The organism is Xanthobacter sp. DMC12, from assembly GCF_056314105.1.
This window is the reverse complement of sequence record NZ_JBQUYZ010000001.1, coordinates 637,340-653,123: the sequence shown is the minus strand read 5'-3', so window position 1 is coordinate 653,123 and position 15,784 is coordinate 637,340. Positions and strand designations below refer to the sequence as shown.

Here is a 15,784-nt window from a genome sequence, read left to right as displayed (position 1 = left end):
CGTATACGGCAACACTAACCCGCTATGAGCAGAGAGGTTGCGGATGCGACATCCTCCTGCCGCATCAGGCTCTCGCCCACCAGAATGGTGCCGATGCCCACCTGCGCCAGCCGGGCCACGTCGGCCGGCGTGAAGATGCCGCTCTCGCCGATGACGATGCGGTCCTTCGGCACGCGGGGCGCGAGGCGCTCGGAGGTTGCCAGCGTGGTCTCGAAGGTGCGCAAATTGCGGTTGTTGATGCCGATGAGCCGGCAGGGCAACGCCAGCGCGCGGTCCAGCTCGGCGTCGTCATGCACTTCCACGATGGCGTCCATGCCATAAGCGGCGGCCGCGTCGGCGAGGTCGAGGGCGAGGGCGTCGTCCACCCCGGCCATGATGATGAGGATGCAGTCCGCCCCCCAGGCGCGGGCCTCCGCCACCTGATAGGTGTCGTACATGAAATCCTTGCGCAGCACGGGCAGGCTCACCGCCGTGCGGGCGGCCTTCAGATAGTCCGGCGCACCCTGGAAGGAGGGCGTGTCCGTGAGCACCGACAGGCAGGTGGCACCGCCGCGCTGGTAGGCGCGCGCGAGGGACGGTGGGTCGAAGTCTGCGCGGATCAGGCCCTTGGAGGGGCTCGCCTTCTTGATCTCGGCGATGAGCGCAGTGCGGCCTTCGGACAGGCTCTGCTCGATCGCGCCCGCGAAGGGGCGCACGCGGGGGGCGCAGCGGGCAGCGGCCTCGATCTCGGCGAGAGGCCGGGCCTTCTTCGCGGCGGCGATTTCCTCGCGCTTGTAGGCCTCGATCTTGGTGAGGATGTCGCTCATTGCGCGGCCTCCGGGGCGAGAGAGGCGGAGAGGGTGACGAGCCGTTCCAGCCGGGCGCGGGCGGAGCCGGTGTCTAGGCTTGTCTGCGCCATGCCGACGCCGGCGGTCAAATCCTTGGCGCGACCGGCCACGACGAGGGCGGCGGCGGCGTTCAGCACCGCCACGTCGCGATAGGCGCCGGGGGCGCCGTCCAGCACGGCGCGCAGGGCCTCGGCATTGTGGGCGGCGTCCCCGCCCTTCAGCGCCTCGGCGGGCGCACGGGCGAGGCCCACATCCTCGGGATTGAGGGTGAAGGTGTGGATGCGGCCGTCTTCCAGCACGGCAATGTCGGTGCCGCCGGAGATGGTGATCTCGTCGAGCCCGTCCGAGCCGTGGACCACGAAGGCCTTCTCCGAGCCCAGCGCCTTGAGCACCTCGGCCAGAGGCACGATCCAGGATTTCGCGAACACGCCCACCATCTGCCGCTTCACGCCGGCCGGATTGGAGAGCGGACCGAGCAAATTGAAGATGGTGCGCGTGCCCATCTCCACCCGTGTCGGGCCCACATGCTTCATGGCCGGATGGTGGGAGGGGGCGAACATGAAGCCGATGCCGGCCTCGCCGATGCAGCGGGAGATTCCGGCCGGATCGAGATCGAGCCGCACGCCCAACGCGGAGAGCACATCCGCCGCGCCGGATTTCGAGGAGAGCGCCCGGTTGCCGTGCTTCGCCACCGGCACGCCAGCGCCGGCCACGATGAAGCTCGCGCAGGTGGAGATGTTGTAGGAGCCGGAGGCATCGCCCCCGGTGCCCACCACGTCCACCGCTTCGTCGGGGGCTTCCACGGTGAGCATCTTGGCGCGCATGACGGAGACCGCGCCGGCGATCTCCTCCACCGTCTCGCCGCGCACGCGCAGGCCCATGAGCAGCGCGCCCATCTGGGAGGGGGTCGCCTCGCCGGACATCATGCGATCGAACACGAAGGCGGCCTCGTCGCGGGAAAGGCTCGCGCCCGTGGCCACCTTGCCGAGCAGGGGTTTGAACTGGTCCATGGTGTGTCCTCAGCCCCCGTCTCAGCCCTTGGCCTTCTGCGCGTTGAAGGCGGCGGCGATCTCGAGGAAATTGCGGATCAGCGCGTGGCCGTTCTCCGAGGCGATGCTCTCGGGATGGAACTGCACGCCGTGGATGGGCAGGCTCTTGTGGGCGAGGCCCATGATGAGGCCGTCTTCGGTGTGGGCGGTCACTTCCAGGTCGTCCGGCAGGGTGTCCCGCTCGACGATCAGCGAGTGGTAGCGCGTCGCCTGGAAGGAATGGTTGAGGCCGCGGAAGACGCTTTTGCCCTCGTGCAGGATCTCGCTCATCTTGCCGTGCATGGGGGAGGGCGCGCGCACCACGTCGCCGCCGAACACCTGCCCGATGGACTGGTGGCCGAGGCAGACGCCGAAGATCGGCACCTTGTCTCCCGCCTTGGCGATGAGATCGAGGCAGATGCCCGCCTCGTTGGGGGTGCAGGGGCCGGGAGAGAGCACGATGGCGTCCGGCTTCTCGGCCAGCACGTCCTCCACGCTCACCGTGTCGTTGCGGTGGACGGTGACGGTGGCGCCAAGCTCGCCGAGATAATGGACGAGGTTGTAGGTGAAGCTGTCGTAATTATCGATCAGCGTGACCTTCGGAGACTTCGTGGCGGACATCTGGAACTCCGGCCCCGCGCCGCTTCAGCGGGAATGGCGGGTGTTAAGGCGAGGAATGACGGGCGGTCAATGGTGATGGGCCGCAAGGCGGTTCCCCGGACAAGCTCCAGCGCATCTGAAGCGCCGCTCCGGGGCGCGAGGCTGCTCCCGCTTCACCATCGCTCGCGACGTGTCCTCTCCATCCCCTCACTGACCCTTGCCGGCGCGGGCGGCGAAGCGGACGGCTTCCTCGCCGGCGCGGAACAGGGCCTTGGCCTTGTTTACGCACTCCTGGTGCTCGCTCTCGGGCACCGAGTCGTAGACGATGCCGGCGCCAGCCTGGACGAACATGCGCCCGTCCTTCACCACCGCCGTGCGCAGCACGATGCAGGTGTCCATCTCGCCATTGGCACCGAAGTAGCCGATGGCGCCGGCATAGATGCCGCGCTTGTCCTTCTCCAATTCGTCGATGATCTCCATGGCCCGCACCTTGGGCGCGCCGGAGACCGTGCCGGCCGGAAAGCCCGCCGCGAGCGCGTCCACCGCATCGAAGCGCCGGTCGATGGCGCCTTCCACGTTGGAGACGATGTGCATCACCTGGCTGTAGCGCTCGATGAAGAAACTGTCCGTCACCTTCACCGTGCCGACGCGCGAGACGCGGCCGGCATCGTTGCGGCCGAGGTCGAGCAGCATCAGATGCTCGGCGCGCTCCTTGGGATCGGCGAGCAGTTCGGCCGCAAGCGCCTCGTCCTCGGCATGGGTGGCGCCGCGTTTGCGGGTGCCGGCGATGGGGCGGATGGTGACCTTGCCGTCGCGCACCCGCACCAGAATCTCCGGCGAGGAGCACACCACCGAGAAGCCGTCGAAGTTGAGATAGACGAGGAACGGCGCCGGGTTCACGCGCCGCAATGCCCGGTAGAGGGCGAAGGGCGGCAGGGTGAATGGGCTCTCGAAGCGCTGGGAGAGCACCACCTGGAAGATGTCGCCGGCGCGGATATAGTCCTTCGCCTTGTCCACCATGGCGCAGAACTCGTCCGCGCCGGTGTTGGAGACCTGCGAAACCTCGCCGTGGAACGGCTCCGGCGCGGGGTGGGCGATGGCGCGGTCGAGGTCCGCCACCACTTGGTCAAGCCGGTTGATCGCGGCCTCCCACGCGGCGCGAGGGGAAACTCCCTCCTTCGCGCGGACGGGGGTGACGGCGGTCAGCTCGTCCTTCACCGCGTCGAACACCACCATCACGGTGGGGCGGATGAGCAGCGCCTCGGGCACGCCGATCGGATCTGGCTTGGCCGGGCCAAGCTTCTCCATCTGCCGCACCATGTCATAGCCGAGATAGCCGAACACGCCGGCCGCCATGGGCGGGGCGCCCTCCGGCAGCTCGATGGCGGATTCGGCGAGCAGGGCGCGCAGCGCGGTCAGGGGCGGCTCGGCGCAGGGTACGAAGGCGCCCTTGTCACGGTCCGGCGTGCGGTTGATCTCGGCGAGATCACCCGACGCGCGGAAGATGAGATCGGGCTTCATCCCGATCATGGAATAGCGCCCGCGCGCCTGCCCGCCCTCGACGGATTCGAGCAGGAAGGCGTTGGGCTGGTCGCCGGCGAGCTTGAGAAAGGCCGAAACCGGCGTTTCCAGATCGGCGACCAGGGTGGTGGAAACCACCTGCGCCTCGCCCCTGAGATAGCGCGAGGCGAAGAGGTCGAAGTCGGTGGGAGCGTTCACGGGCGCCGGCCTCAGTTCGCCGGGTTGGTGCCGACCGCCTGGGCGAACAGGCGCTCGTTGATCTTCACGCCCAGCTCCTTCTGGATGGCCGCGAGGTATTGCACCAGCACGTCGTTCTCCAGCTGGCGCGACAGCTCCTGGCTGACGCGGCTGGTGTCCGGCATCTGCTGGGGCACCTCCACCTTCGTCACCTGGAACACGATGCGGTCCGGCTCGGGCGTGGCCAGCGCGATGCCGAAGCTGCCGTCCTTCACGTCGAACACGGAGGTGACGCTTTCGGCGCTGAACGGGCCTTCGGCGCGGCCGCGGTGCAGGCCCTCGGCGATCTGGAGCGGGATGTCGGCCTCGGCCGAGACCTGGGCGAGGGGCGTGCCGGCCTTGGCCCGGTCAAGCAGTTCCTTGGCCTTGGCTTCCACCGCCTTCTCCGTCTCCGCCTCGGTGTAGCGTGCGGTCACGGCGTCCTTCGCTTCCTCGAAGGTGCGGTCGCGGGCGGGGGTGATGGCGGCGGTCTCGTACCACACGAAGCCGCCGCCCTGAGGCAGTTGCACCGTGTCGGTCTCCACGCCCGGCTGGGCGGAGAAGGCGCCGGTGATCACGTCGGCCCCGCCGGGCACGTCCACGGCGGCACCGGCTGCGTCGTGGCCGGAACGGTCCACGTCGAAGCTCAGGACCTTGAGGCCCAGCTTCTGCGCGGTTTCCTGGAGGGTGGCGCCGGAAGCGCGCTCGTCCTCCACCTTGTCGTGCATGTCGAGGATGATGCGCTTGGCCTTGTCGAGCTGCAGCTCGGCGATGATCTGCGGCTTGACCAGATCGAACGGCTGGTACGCGCCGGGCACGATCTTGGTGACATGCACCAGCGCCGTGCCGAAGCGCCCGTCCACGGGGCCGCTCACCGCGCCATCCGCCAGCGAGAAGGCCGCCTCGGCGATCTTGGGATCGAGGATGGCCGACTTGGCGACGAGGCCCAGGTCGGTGTCCTTGGGCGTCAGCCCGCGCGCCGTGGCGATGTCGGCGAAGGTCGCGCCGGCCTTGATCTTCTCCTCCGCGGCCGCGGCATCGGCGGCGCTGGTGAAGACGATCTGCTGCACCTCGCGCGTCTCCGGCTTGCCGAAGCGGGCGATGGTGCGGTCGTACTCGGCCTTGGCGTCCTCGTCGGACACGGTGATACCGGCCGAGAGGGTGGCCGGCGTCAGGGCGAGCACGCTGATCTTGCGGTACTCAGGGGCGCGGAACGCCAGCTTGTGCGCGTCGAAATAGGCGCGCAGCGCGTCCTCGGTCGGCGCGGGCAGGGTGCCGGCGGCGGTGGGCGTCACGCGGACGTAGGAGGCGGTGCGGGTCTCGCCCTCGAAGCGGTTGACCGCCTCCAGCAGCACCTGCGGAACCGAAACGCCGGCGCCGAGCGCCTGCAGGAGCTGGTCACGCACCTGACGCTGCTTCTCGCTCGCGACGAAGCGCTGCTCCGTAAGGCCGTTGGAGCGCAGGATCTGCTGGAAATAGCCGGGGTCGAACGCCTTGGCGCCGGGGGCGCGGAAATTGGGATTGTCCGCGATCTCGCGGGCGATCTGCGCGTCGGACACGGCGAGCGAGAGGCGGGCGGCCTCGGCATCGAGGGTCGCGTCGGCGATCATCTGGTTCAGCACCTGCCGGTCCAGCCCGAAGGCGTGCGCCTGCTCGGGCGTGATGGCGCGGCCGGCCTGCCGGCTGATCCGCTGGAGCTGGTCGAGATACTGCTGGCGGAAGACCTGCGCCGAAATCTCGGTGCCGCCGACGCTCGCGACAGATGACGCGCCCATGCCGCGGAACACGTCGGCGATGCCCCAGACCACGAAGCTGAGGGTGAGCACGACGAGGAAAATCTTGGCGATCCAGCCGGAGGCGCCCTTGCGGAGTGTCTGAAGGACCATCGCTCATTCGTTCAAAGAGCGCCGGAGGCCCCGGCGCGGAAGCGGCGCATCATAGGGAGGGGGAGGGGGCCTCGCAACGGCGCATGGTCGCACCCCTTTCCAGCGGGCGCGCGGCTCTGATAGGTGAGGCCCCTACGTGAGCCTTGCCGCTGCTGCAAAACCCGGAGGAACCGCCATGACGGCCGAACGCCGCCCCCTGATCGCAGGCAACTGGAAGATGAATGGCCTGCGGGCGGCCAAATCCGAGTTGCGGGCCGTGGCGGCGGGCCTTGCCGGCCTTTCGGCGGAAACCATGATCTGCCCGCCCTTTACCCTCATCGGCGCGTTCGCCGCCGACGTCGCGGGCACGCAGCTGATGATCGGCGGTCAGGACTGCCATCCGGCCGAGAGCGGCGCCCACACCGGCGACATCTCCGCCGAGATGCTGCGCGACGCCGGGGCGGTGGCGGTGATTCTCGGCCATTCCGAGCGCCGCATCGACCATCAGGAGGGCGATGCCATCGTCAAGGCCAAGGTGAAGGCGGCGTGGCGCGCGGGTCTGCTGCCCGTCGTCTGCGTGGGCGAGACGCTGGTCGAGCGCGATGCGGGCGAGGCCTCCGCCGTGGTGACCCGGCAGGTGCGCCAGTCGGTACCCGAGGGCGCGACGGCAGCCAACCTCGTCATCGCCTACGAGCCCATCTGGGCCATCGGCACCGGCCGCACCCCCACCACCGACGACGTGGCCGAGGTTCACGGCGCCATCCGTCACATTCTCGGCGAGCGCTTCGGCGCCGAGGCGAACGGCATCCGCATCCTCTACGGCGGCTCCGTGAAGCCGGACAACGCCGCCGCCCTGCTTGCTGTTTCCGACGTGGACGGCGCGCTGGTGGGTGGAGCGAGCCTGAAGGCTGCGGATTTCCTCGCCATCGCGCGGGCGGCGGGCTGAGTTTTTCCCCTCTCCCCTCGCGGGAGAGGGTGGATCGCGGCGCCGGCGCGAGACGGGTGAGGGGGCTGGCGCCATCCCCGCTTTTGGTCAAAGGGAAACAACACCCCTCACCCCAGCCCTCTCCCGCAAGGGGAGAGGGGGTGCACTGCCCAAAACCCACCGCGACCAGCCGCCATCCCCGCCCCCACTGGCCAAAACGGGGGCCAAGCCCCTATATGCGCCGAGCGGACGGGCCTCTGGGACCGGCCGTCGCCCTGCTTTGGAGGTCCCTCATGTCCGGCATCATCAGGTCCAGCGACGGGCTCGACGAGCGGCGCCGCCGCATCCTGTTCCGGGCGCGCCATCGCGGGATGCGGGAGATGGACCTCATCCTCGGCGGTTTCGCCGATGCCGAGATCGCCGCGCTCTCGGACGCGGAACTCGCCGATTTCGAGGAGCTGCTGGAGCCCGAGGACCAGAAGGTCTTCTCCTGGGTCAGCGGCACCGAAGCGATCCCGCCGGAGTTCGATACCGAGCTGTTCCGCAAGATCTGCGCCTTCCATTTCTCGGGCCGCGGCCTGCCGAGCTGATCTTGCCGGGCTGATCTCCCCGCCCGCGTCCTTCCGGAGTTCGTGTCTTGAAGCGTCCCCAGCCCATCGCCGACGTGCTGGCCGAAGGCCGGCCGCTGACCCTCTCGCGCGTCGCCGACGGCATGGAGGGCATGGTGGTCGCGGACCTCGCGCGCTCCCTCGCCGCGCAGAAGAACGCGCCGTGGCCGAGCCTGACGGTGGTTTGCCGCGACGGGCAGCGCATGGCGGCGCTGGAACGGGGGCTCGCCTTCTTCGCCCCCGAGCTGGAGGTGATCTCCTTCCCCTCGTGGGACTGCCTGCCCTACGACCGCGCCTCGCCGAACGCCGCGATCGTGGCGCGGCGCATGGCGGCGCTGGCCAAGCTCGCGCGCATCAAGGGCGGAGCGGCGAGCGTGCTGCTGACCACCGTCAACGCCACGGTGCAGCGCGTGCCGGCCAAGGGACTGGTGGCGGCGCAGTCCCTCGTCGCGGCGCCGGGCAATGCCATCGCCCTCGATGGCGTGACCGAATGGGCCGAGCAGAACGGCTTCCTGCGCACCCCCACCGTGCGCGACACCGGCGAATATGCCGTGCGCGGCGGCCTGATCGACCTGTTCCCGCCCGGCCTCGACGCGCCGATCCGCCTGGATTTCTTCGGCGACACGCTGGAGAGCATCCGCGCCTTCGATCCCGAGACCCAGCGCACCACCTCCCAGCTTCGCGCGTTGGAACTGGTGCCCATGGCCGAGTTCCAGCTCACCACCGACACCATGCGCCGCTTCCGCATGGCCTACATCGCCCAGTTCGGCGCCGCCCAGAAGGGCGATACGCTCTATGAGGCCGTGAGCGAGGGCCGTCGCCACGCCGGCATGGAGCACTGGCTGCCGCTGTTCCATGAGCGCATGGACACGCTGTTCGACTATCTCGAAGGCGGCACCCTGCTGCTCGATCCGCTGGCGGAGGAAGCCGGCGGCGAGCGCATTGCCCAGATCGCCGACTATTACGACGCCCGCCGGCAGGCGCAGGACCTCAGCGGCGGACCCATCTACAATCCGCTGCCGCCGGACCGGCTCTATCTCGAAGGTCCGGAATGGTCCAAGCGCCTCGCCGGCATGCGCCTCGCCCGCCTCTCGCCCTTCGCCATGCCGGACGGCGGGGCAGGGCGGGTGATCGACCTCGGCGGCGTGCAGGGCCGCTCCTTTGCCACCGAGCGGGCGGACCCGGACGCCAACGTCTTCGACGCGGCCATCGCCCATGTGCGGGACCTGCAGAAGTCCAAGAAGGTGATCCTCGCCGGCTGGTCCGAAGGCTCCCGCGAGCGGCTGGGCACCGTGCTGGCCGACCACGGGCTGAAGGGCTGCGCCGCCATCTCCCGCTTCGACAGCCTCGCAGCTCTCCCGAAGAATCAGGCGGCGCTCGCCGTGTTCGGGCTGGAGGCGGGCTTCGAGACGCCGGACTTCGCCGTCATCGGCGAGCAGGACATCCTCGGCGACCGCCTCGTGCGCCCCAAGCGCAAGGCGCGCCGTCCGCAGGACGTGCTCACGGAGCTGACCGCGCTCACCGCCGGTGACCTCGTGGTGCATGTGGACCACGGTATCGGCCGCTTCGTCGGCCTCAAGACCGTCGAAGCCATGGGCGCGCCCCATGACTGCCTGGAGCTGCATTATGCCGGCGGCGACAAGCTGTTCCTGCCGGTGGAGAATCTCGAACTCCTGAGCCGTTACGGCTCGGAGGAGACGGAAGCCCAGCTGGACAAGCTGGGCGGCGGCGCCTGGCAGCAGCGCAAGGCGCGGATGAAGAAGCGCATCCGCGAGATGGCGTCCGAACTCATCAAGATCGCCGCCCAGCGCCAGCTCGGCGAGGCGCCGAAGCTGGTGCCTGCCATGGGCCTCTATGACGAGTTCCGCGCCCGCTTCCCCTATGAGGAGACGGACGACCAGGAAGCCGCCATCGATTCCGTGCTGGACGACCTCGCCTCCGGCCACCCTATGGACCGCCTCGTGTGCGGCGACGTGGGCTTCGGCAAGACGGAAGTCGCCCTGCGCGCGGCCTTCGCGGTGGCGCTCTCCGGCAAGCAGGTGGCGGTGGTGGTGCCCACGACGCTGCTCGCCCGACAGCATTTCAAGACCTTCTCCGAGCGCTTCAAGGGCCTGCCCGTGCAGGTGGGCCAGGCCTCCCGCATGGTGACGGGCAAGGACCTCACGGCGGTGAAGAAGGGCATTTCCGACGGCACTTTGGACATCGTCGTCGGCACCCATGCGCTGCTCGGCAAGGGCATCAATTTCAAGGATCTCGGCCTCGTCATCGTGGACGAGGAGCAGCATTTCGGCGTCGCCCATAAGGAGCGGCTGAAGCAGTTGCGCGCCGAGGTGCATGTGCTGACCCTCACGGCCACCCCCATCCCGCGCACCCTGCAGCTGGCCATGACCGGGGTGCGCGAGCTCTCCATCATCGCGACGCCGCCGGTGGACCGCCTCGCGGTGCGCACCTTCATCACGCCGTTCGATCCGCTGGTGGTGCGTGAGGCGCTGCTGCGCGAGCGCTATCGCGGCGGCCAGAGCTTCTATGTGGTGCCGCGCATCGAGGATCTGGCCGAGGTGCGGGAGTTCTTGGCCGCCTCGGTGCCCGAGGTGAAGGTGGCGGTGGCCCACGGCCAGCTTGCCGCCGGCGCCCTCGAAGACATCATGACCGCTTTCTACGATGGGCAGTACGACGTGCTGCTCTCCACCACCATCGTGGAATCGGGCCTCGACGTGCCCAACGCCAACACCCTCATCGTCCACCGGGCGGATATGTTCGGCCTCGCCCAGCTCTACCAGCTGCGCGGCCGCGTGGGCCGGGCCAAGGCGAGGGCCTATGCCATCTTCACCGTGCCGGCGACCAAGCCCGTGACCGTGCAGGCGGAGCGCCGGCTCAAGGTGCTGCAATCGCTGGAGACGTTGGGCGCCGGCTTCCAGCTGGCGAGCCACGACCTCGACATCCGCGGCGCCGGCAATCTCCTGGGCGACGAGCAGTCCGGCCACATCAAGGAAGTGGGTTACGAGCTGTATCAGGAGATGCTTCAGGAGGCGATCGCCCACATCAAGGCCGGCATCACCGACTATGTGGACGACAAGTGGTCGCCCAACATCACCATCGGCATGCCGGTGCTGATCCCCGAGGACTATGTGGCCGACCTCCACGTCCGCCTAGCCCTCTACCGCCGCCTCGCCGACATCCAGGACGACGCCGAGATCGACGCCTTCGGCGCCGAATTGGTGGATCGCTTTGGCCCGACGCCGGAAGAGGTGGGCCAGCTCCTCAAGCTCACCCAGATCAAGGCGCTCGCGCGCAAGGCCAATGTGGAGAAGGTGGATGCCGGCCCCAAGGGCGTGGTGCTCACCTTCCGCAACAACGAGTTCTCCGACCCCTCGGGCCTCGTGAAGCTGATCGCCAACGAGGGCTCGCAGGCCAAGGTGCGGCCGGACTTCAAGGTCGTCTTCCTGCGCGACTGGCCGAGCGCCGAGCACCGGCTGAAGGGCACGCTGACCGTGCTGAAGAAGCTGGCGGATCTGGCGAAGAAGAAGGGGCTTTAGGGCGGTGACACCCCTCTCCCCTTGCGGGAGAGGGGCTGGGGGTGAGGGGGCTGGTTCCGGAATCCCGACCTGGGGACGAGGAGAGAAATACCCCTCACCCCGGCCCTCTCCCGCAAGGGGAGAGGGAGACCAAGCAGCCCCCCGCTTGGCCGGTTTCCCGCCCCATGCTCTACTCGCCCCATGACCGCAGACGCGACACGGGGCGCCTTGCCCGGCTCCATCGACGACACCGGCCGGCTGCTGGTCGGCCAGGGCTATGTGGCCGACCGGGCGCTCTCCACCGTCGTCTTTCTCGCCCTGCGCATGGGCCGCCCGCTGCTGCTGGAAGGCGAGGCCGGCGTCGGCAAGACCGAGGTGGCGAAGACGCTTGCCGCCGCCCTCGGGCGTCGCCTTATACGCCTGCAATGCTATGAGGGGCTGGACCTCGCTGCCGCCGTGTACGAGTGGAACCACGCTGCCCAGATGATCGCCATCCGGCTCGCGGAAGCGGCCGGCGAGAGCGACAAGGGCGCCATCGCCGCCGACATCTTCTCCGACCGCTATCTGCTGCGCCGCCCCCTTCTCGAGGCGCTGGAGCCACACGCGGAAGGTCCGCCCGTCCTGCTGGTGGACGAGCTGGACCGCACGGATGAAGCCTTCGAGGCCTTCCTGCTGGAAGTGCTCTCCGACCATCAGGTGACCATCCCGGAGCTGGGCACCATCAAGGCCGCCGCCCCGCCCATCGTGCTCCTCACCTCCAACCGCACGCGCGAGATCCACGACGCGCTCAAGCGGCGCTGCCTCTATCACTGGGTGGATTATCCCGACGCCGCCCGCGAGATGGAGATCCTCCGCACCCGCCTGCCGGATGCGCCCGCGCGGCTTTCGGCCGAGGTGGTCGCTTTCGTGCAGGCGCTGCGGAAGGAAGACCTGTTCAAGGTGCCCGGCGTCGCCGAGACGCTGGATTGGGCCTCTGCGCTGGTGGAGCTGAACGCGGTGTCGCTCGATCCGGGCCTCGTGGGTGATACGCTGGGTGTGTTGCTGAAGTATCAGGACGACATCGCCCGCACCGACGCCCCCCGCATCGAGCGCCTCATCGAGGAGGCGCGGCAGGCCTCGCGCGCAGCGGAGTGAACGGCGCGACCGTCGCCACGGACGGGCGGCTCGCCGAGAACATCGCCTGGTTCGGCCGCGCCTTGCGCGCCGCCGGCCTGAAGGTCGGGCCGGGGCGCATCCTCGATGCGGTGGCGGCGGCGGAGATGGCCGGCGTCGGCGCACGCGAGGACTTCTACTGGACCCTCCATGCGCTCTTCGTGTCGCGCCATGAGGACAGCGTGGTGTTCGACCAGGCCTTCCGCCTGTTCTGGCGCCGCCGGGCGCATCAGGAGCGGCTCATTGCCATGCTCTCGCCGGTCGCCGTACCCCAGCGCGAGCAGAAGCGTGAAAGCGTGCTCCGCCGGGTGGAGGAAGCCCTGTTCGCCGGGGTCGGCACCGAGCGGCAGGTGGACAAGCCCCGCGTGGAGGTGGAGGCGCGCCTCTCCGCCTCCGTCGAGGACGTGCTGCGCACCAAGGATTTCGCGCAGATGTCCGCCGCCGAGCTGGCGGAGGCGCGCCGCCGCATCGCGCACCTGCGGATGCCGGACGACCGGGCCCGCACCCGCCGCCTAGTTCCTGATCCGAAGGGCCGTCGGCTCGATCTGCGCGCCTCGCTGCGCGCCGCCGTGGCGACGGGCGGCGACCTCGTGCTGCTGAAGCGGCGCGGCGCCAAGGAGAAGCCGCCGCCGGTGGTGGCGCTGGTGGATATCTCCGGCTCCATGGCGGACTATTCCCGGCCCATCCTCTCCTTCCTGCACGCGCTCGGGGCGCAGCGGAAGGTATCCGTCTTCCTGTTCGGCACGCGGCTCACCAATGTCACGCGGCAGCTCGCAAGGCGCGATCCCGATGCGGCGCTCGCAGCGGTGTCCGCGTCGGCGCGGGACTGGGCGGGGGGAACGCGCATCGCGGCCTCGCTGCGCGCCTTCAACGTGGAATGGTCACGGCGGGTCACGGCGCAGAATCCGGTCGTCCTGCTCTTCACCGACGGGCTGGAGCGGGAGGTGGACGACACGCTGCCCGGCGAGATGGCGCGCCTCAAGCGCTCCTGCCGCCGGCTCGTCTGGCTCAATCCGCTGCTGCGCTACGAGGGGTTCGAGCCCAAGGCGCAGGGCGTCGCCGCCATGCTGCCGGAGGTGGACGAGATGCGCCCCGTGCACGATCTCAAAAGCCTGGAAAGCCTTGTGGCAGCCCTGTCCGGTCCGCTCAGCCGGCGGTCTCTTCCACCGCCAGCTCGAAGGTGATGAGCACGGGATTCTCCCCGCGCACCAGCCGCCCCTCGGCCAGCACGCCGGAGAGGCCGACGAGGGACAGGGAGATGTCGGAGACGAGTGCGCCCGTGGCATCCGGTGCCACCGTGCCGTCAGTCACGAACACCTCCGTCGCATAGTCCTTCACCTCCGGCGCATCATGGAAGCGCGCGCCGATGATGCTGCCCACTCCACCGCGCAGCCGCCCGCCCTTGAAGCCGTGGCGGCGGCAGATGTCTTCCACGGCCCCGAACAGCTCGGTGTTGGGCCGCACCCGTGCGAAGGCGATGCGTGGGCCATCGGCGGGGGCGTTCACCGCATGGGGGGTGAAAAGGGGGAAATTGGTCTCGGGGTCGTAATCGGCTGATGTCTCCACCTCGGCGGCGCCGTAGGCGCGGGCGCGGATGGGCTCGGCCACGACGGCCTCGTGCGGCATCACATGGCCGCCATGGCGGGTGCCGTCCGGCTCGATCCAGAAGGCGTGGCAGTGGATGAAGGGCGCGCCCTCCTTCCGGCCGAAGGTGACGTTGCCGCGCTCCAGCTTTGTGACGCCCTCGGGCGAGAAGGCCCGGCTGTACCAGGCGGCGTGGGTGTCGTCCGGCGAGGCAGCGGGCATCACGTAAGTGAAGGGGCCGAACGCGCCGCCGGAAATCTCCACCTGCGCCGCCCCCATGCCCGCTTCCAGCAGCGGGCCGCAAATGGCGGCGTTGATGGTGAGGCCGGGCTCAAGCGTGAAGTCCAGCACCTTCAGCGCGCCCACCGCGCTCTCGATGCGCTCGGCCGCGACCGGCCCGGGCTGGGTGATGCGGCGCAGCTCAGCCATCTTGTCCCTCATCCGCATAGGCGTGCAGGCCGCCGCAATTGTCACTCACCTGATAGCCGCCCTCGGTTGCGGCCAGATGGCCCGGCGTGAGCGGCACTTTCCCGGCCCCGCCGGGAATATCGAGCACATAGGTGGGCTGTGCGATGCCCGAGAGGCGCCCGCGCAACGTACGCACGATGTCCTGACCCTCGGCGATGGGCAGGCGGAAATGGCCGGTGCCGGGGGCGAGGTCGGGATGGTGAAGGTAATAGGGCTTCACCCGGCATTCCACGAGGGCGCGGAACAGCTCGGCAAGCGTCTCCGCACTGTCGTTCACGCCGCGCAGCAGCACGGTTTGCGACAGCAGCGGGATGCCGGCATCCGCGAGGCGGGCCAGCGCGGCGCGGGCGGCGGGGGTGAGTTCGCGCGCATGGTTCACATGCACCGCCACATAGGGCGTAATCCCCGGCGCCTTGAGCGCGGCGACGAAGGCGGCCGTCACCCGCTCCGGTGCCGCGATGGGCACGCGGGTGTGGTGGCGCACGATCTTCACATGGGAGATGGCGGCGAGCCGCCCCACCACCTCGCCCATGCGCCGGGCGGACAGCATGAAGGGATCGCCGCCGGTGAGGATGACCTCCCAGATTTCCGGGTGATCGGCGAAATAGGTGAACGCCCGCTCCAGCGCATCGTCCGAGAGGAGGGAGGCCGCGCCCGGCCCAACCATCTCCCGCCGGAAGCAGAAGCGGCAGTAGACGGCACAGACGCCGACGATCTTCAGCAGCGCCCGGTCGGGATAGCGGTGCACCACGCCGGGAACGGGGCTGTGAGCGTCATCGCCGATGGGGTCGGCCAGTTCCTGCGGGCGCACCTCCAGCTCGGCGGCATCGGGCACGAACTGGCGGGCGATGGGGTCGGTTTCATCCGCCGTGTCTATGGCGGCGGCCAGCGTGGGCGTCACCGCCACGGCATAGCGGGCAGCCACCTCTTCCAGCGCTTTCCGCTGCTCGGGCGCGGCAAGGCCCGCGCCGATGAGATCACCGGCGGTGCGCAGCGTCCCTTGATCGCGGGCGGCCAAGGACACAAGTTTGGTGAGAGGGTTCGGCATCGGCTCGGCGGACAGCTATATGGGAAGCCTGCCGGGATGCCAAATCGAGACGGGAGCCGCCCATGGACGTGACCGACAGCGATGTCCTCGCCGCCGCCGAGCGCTGGCGCCGCGAGGGCCGGGGCGTGGCCATCGCCACCGTGCTGGAAACCTGGGGCTCTGCGCCCCGCCCGGTGGGCAGCCGCCTCGTCATCGATGCGGAGGGCAATTTCCTCGGCTCGGTCTCCGGCGGCTGCGTGGAGGGGGCGGTGGTGAGCGAGGCGGCTGAAGTGATCGCAGCCGGCACCCCGCGCACGCTGGAATTCGGCGTCGCCGACGAGACCGCCTGGAAGGTGGGCCTCTCCTGCGGCGGCAAGATCGCCGTCTATGTGGAGCCGGTGGACTGAGCGAAGCGTGCCGTGACGCGGGGCGCGCGGCGTTATATTCA

Annotated in this window: 13 protein-coding genes; 6 read left to right on the top strand and 7 right to left on the bottom strand. The window is 69.4% G+C overall.

The window, feature by feature from the left end:
* Window positions 1–14 precede the first annotated feature (14 nt).
* From trpC to ACT535_RS02880, 5 genes are all read right to left on the bottom strand, one after another.
* Window positions 15–806: an indole-3-glycerol phosphate synthase TrpC gene (gene trpC / locus ACT535_RS02900; RefSeq protein WP_476363286.1), complete on the bottom strand. Its 792-nt coding sequence runs from the start codon at window positions 804–806 to the stop codon at window positions 15–17.
* Complete coding sequence (gene trpD, locus ACT535_RS02895; RefSeq protein WP_476363285.1) at window positions 803–1,837, bottom strand: anthranilate phosphoribosyltransferase; 1,035 nt, start codon at window positions 1,835–1,837, stop codon at window positions 803–805. The genes trpC and trpD overlap by 4 nt, the downstream gene beginning before the upstream one ends.
* A gap of 21 nt (window positions 1,838–1,858) precedes the next feature.
* Window positions 1,859–2,476 carry an anthranilate synthase component II gene (locus ACT535_RS02890; protein WP_476330728.1) on the bottom strand — a complete coding sequence of 206 codons (618 nt, stop codon included), beginning with the start codon at window positions 2,474–2,476 and terminating at the stop codon, window positions 1,859–1,861.
* A 186-nt stretch (window positions 2,477–2,662) separates the two neighbouring features.
* Complete coding sequence (gene trpE, locus ACT535_RS02885) at window positions 2,663–4,174, bottom strand: anthranilate synthase component I (protein WP_168457920.1); 1,512 nt, start codon at window positions 4,172–4,174, stop codon at window positions 2,663–2,665.
* Between the two features lie 11 nt (window positions 4,175–4,185).
* On the bottom strand, window positions 4,186–6,078 hold the full coding sequence (locus tag ACT535_RS02880; protein WP_476363284.1) for a peptidylprolyl isomerase: 1,893 nt from the start codon (window positions 6,076–6,078) through the stop codon (window positions 4,186–4,188).
* A gap of 175 nt (window positions 6,079–6,253) precedes the next feature.
* Between ACT535_RS02880 and tpiA the strand changes: the two genes are divergently transcribed.
* The 5 genes from tpiA to ACT535_RS02855 all read left to right on the top strand — a co-directional run bounded on the left by tpiA (window position 6,254) and on the right by ACT535_RS02855 (window position 13,441).
* Window positions 6,254–7,003: a triose-phosphate isomerase gene (gene tpiA / locus ACT535_RS02875; RefSeq protein ID WP_476363283.1), complete on the top strand. Its 750-nt coding sequence runs from the start codon at window positions 6,254–6,256 to the stop codon at window positions 7,001–7,003.
* A 272-nt stretch (window positions 7,004–7,275) separates the two neighbouring features.
* The gene (locus ACT535_RS02870; RefSeq protein WP_168457917.1) at window positions 7,276–7,572 is read left to right on the top strand and encodes a succinate dehydrogenase assembly factor 2; all 297 of its coding nucleotides are present in this window, start codon (window positions 7,276–7,278) and stop codon (window positions 7,570–7,572) included.
* 47 nt (window positions 7,573–7,619) lie between these two features.
* On the top strand, window positions 7,620–11,126 hold the full coding sequence (gene mfd, locus ACT535_RS02865; protein WP_476363282.1) for a transcription-repair coupling factor: 3,507 nt from the start codon (window positions 7,620–7,622) through the stop codon (window positions 11,124–11,126).
* 180 nt (window positions 11,127–11,306) lie between these two features.
* The gene (locus tag ACT535_RS02860) at window positions 11,307–12,239 is read left to right on the top strand and encodes an AAA family ATPase (RefSeq protein WP_476363281.1); all 933 of its coding nucleotides are present in this window, start codon (window positions 11,307–11,309) and stop codon (window positions 12,237–12,239) included.
* Window positions 12,236–13,441 (top strand): vWA domain-containing protein, encoded by a 1,206-nt coding sequence (locus ACT535_RS02855; protein WP_476363280.1) that lies wholly within the window; start codon window positions 12,236–12,238, stop codon window positions 13,439–13,441. The genes ACT535_RS02860 and ACT535_RS02855 overlap by 4 nt, the downstream gene beginning before the upstream one ends.
* Here the strand turns inward: ACT535_RS02855 and ACT535_RS02850 are convergent.
* Together ACT535_RS02850 and ACT535_RS02845 are read right to left on the bottom strand one after the other, a co-directional pair.
* Entirely contained in the window at window positions 13,404–14,270 is an 867-nt protein-coding gene (locus tag ACT535_RS02850; RefSeq protein WP_476363279.1) for a PPC domain-containing DNA-binding protein, read from the bottom strand. The genes ACT535_RS02855 and ACT535_RS02850 overlap by 38 nt on opposite strands.
* Window positions 14,263–15,357 carry a lysine-2,3-aminomutase-like protein gene (locus tag ACT535_RS02845; RefSeq protein WP_476363278.1) on the bottom strand — a complete coding sequence of 365 codons (1,095 nt, stop codon included), beginning with the start codon at window positions 15,355–15,357 and terminating at the stop codon, window positions 14,263–14,265. Before ACT535_RS02845 ends, ACT535_RS02850 begins: the two co-directional genes overlap by 8 nt.
* A 62-nt stretch (window positions 15,358–15,419) precedes the next feature.
* On the opposite strand from ACT535_RS02845, the gene ACT535_RS02840 reads away from it, so the two are divergent.
* Entirely contained in the window at window positions 15,420–15,743 is a 324-nt protein-coding gene (locus ACT535_RS02840; protein WP_209489135.1) for an XdhC family protein, read from the top strand.
* The last annotated feature ends 41 nt before the right edge of the window (window positions 15,744–15,784 follow it).

Coding starts and splice junctions, on each gene's coding strand:
- trpC (WP_476363286.1), bottom strand. CDS start 806: ATGAGCGACATCCTCACCAAGATCGAGGCCTACAAGCGCGAGGAAATC.
- trpD (WP_476363285.1), bottom strand. CDS start 1,837: ATGGACCAGTTCAAACCCCTGCTCGGCAAGGTGGCCACGGGCGCGAGC.
- ACT535_RS02890 (WP_476330728.1), bottom strand. CDS start 2,476: ATGTCCGCCACGAAGTCTCCGAAGGTCACGCTGATCGATAATTACGAC.
- ACT535_RS02880 (WP_476363284.1), bottom strand. CDS start 6,078: ATGGTCCTTCAGACACTCCGCAAGGGCGCCTCCGGCTGGATCGCCAAG.
- tpiA (WP_476363283.1), top strand. CDS start 6,254: ATGACGGCCGAACGCCGCCCCCTGATCGCAGGCAACTGGAAGATGAAT.
- ACT535_RS02870 (WP_168457917.1), top strand. CDS start 7,276: ATGTCCGGCATCATCAGGTCCAGCGACGGGCTCGACGAGCGGCGCCGC.
- ACT535_RS02860 (WP_476363281.1), top strand. CDS start 11,307: ATGACCGCAGACGCGACACGGGGCGCCTTGCCCGGCTCCATCGACGAC.
- ACT535_RS02850 (WP_476363279.1), bottom strand. CDS start 14,270: ATGGCTGAGCTGCGCCGCATCACCCAGCCCGGGCCGGTCGCGGCCGAG.
- ACT535_RS02845 (WP_476363278.1), bottom strand. CDS start 15,357: ATGCCGAACCCTCTCACCAAACTTGTGTCCTTGGCCGCCCGCGATCAA.
- ACT535_RS02840 (WP_209489135.1), top strand. CDS start 15,420: ATGGACGTGACCGACAGCGATGTCCTCGCCGCCGCCGAGCGCTGGCGC.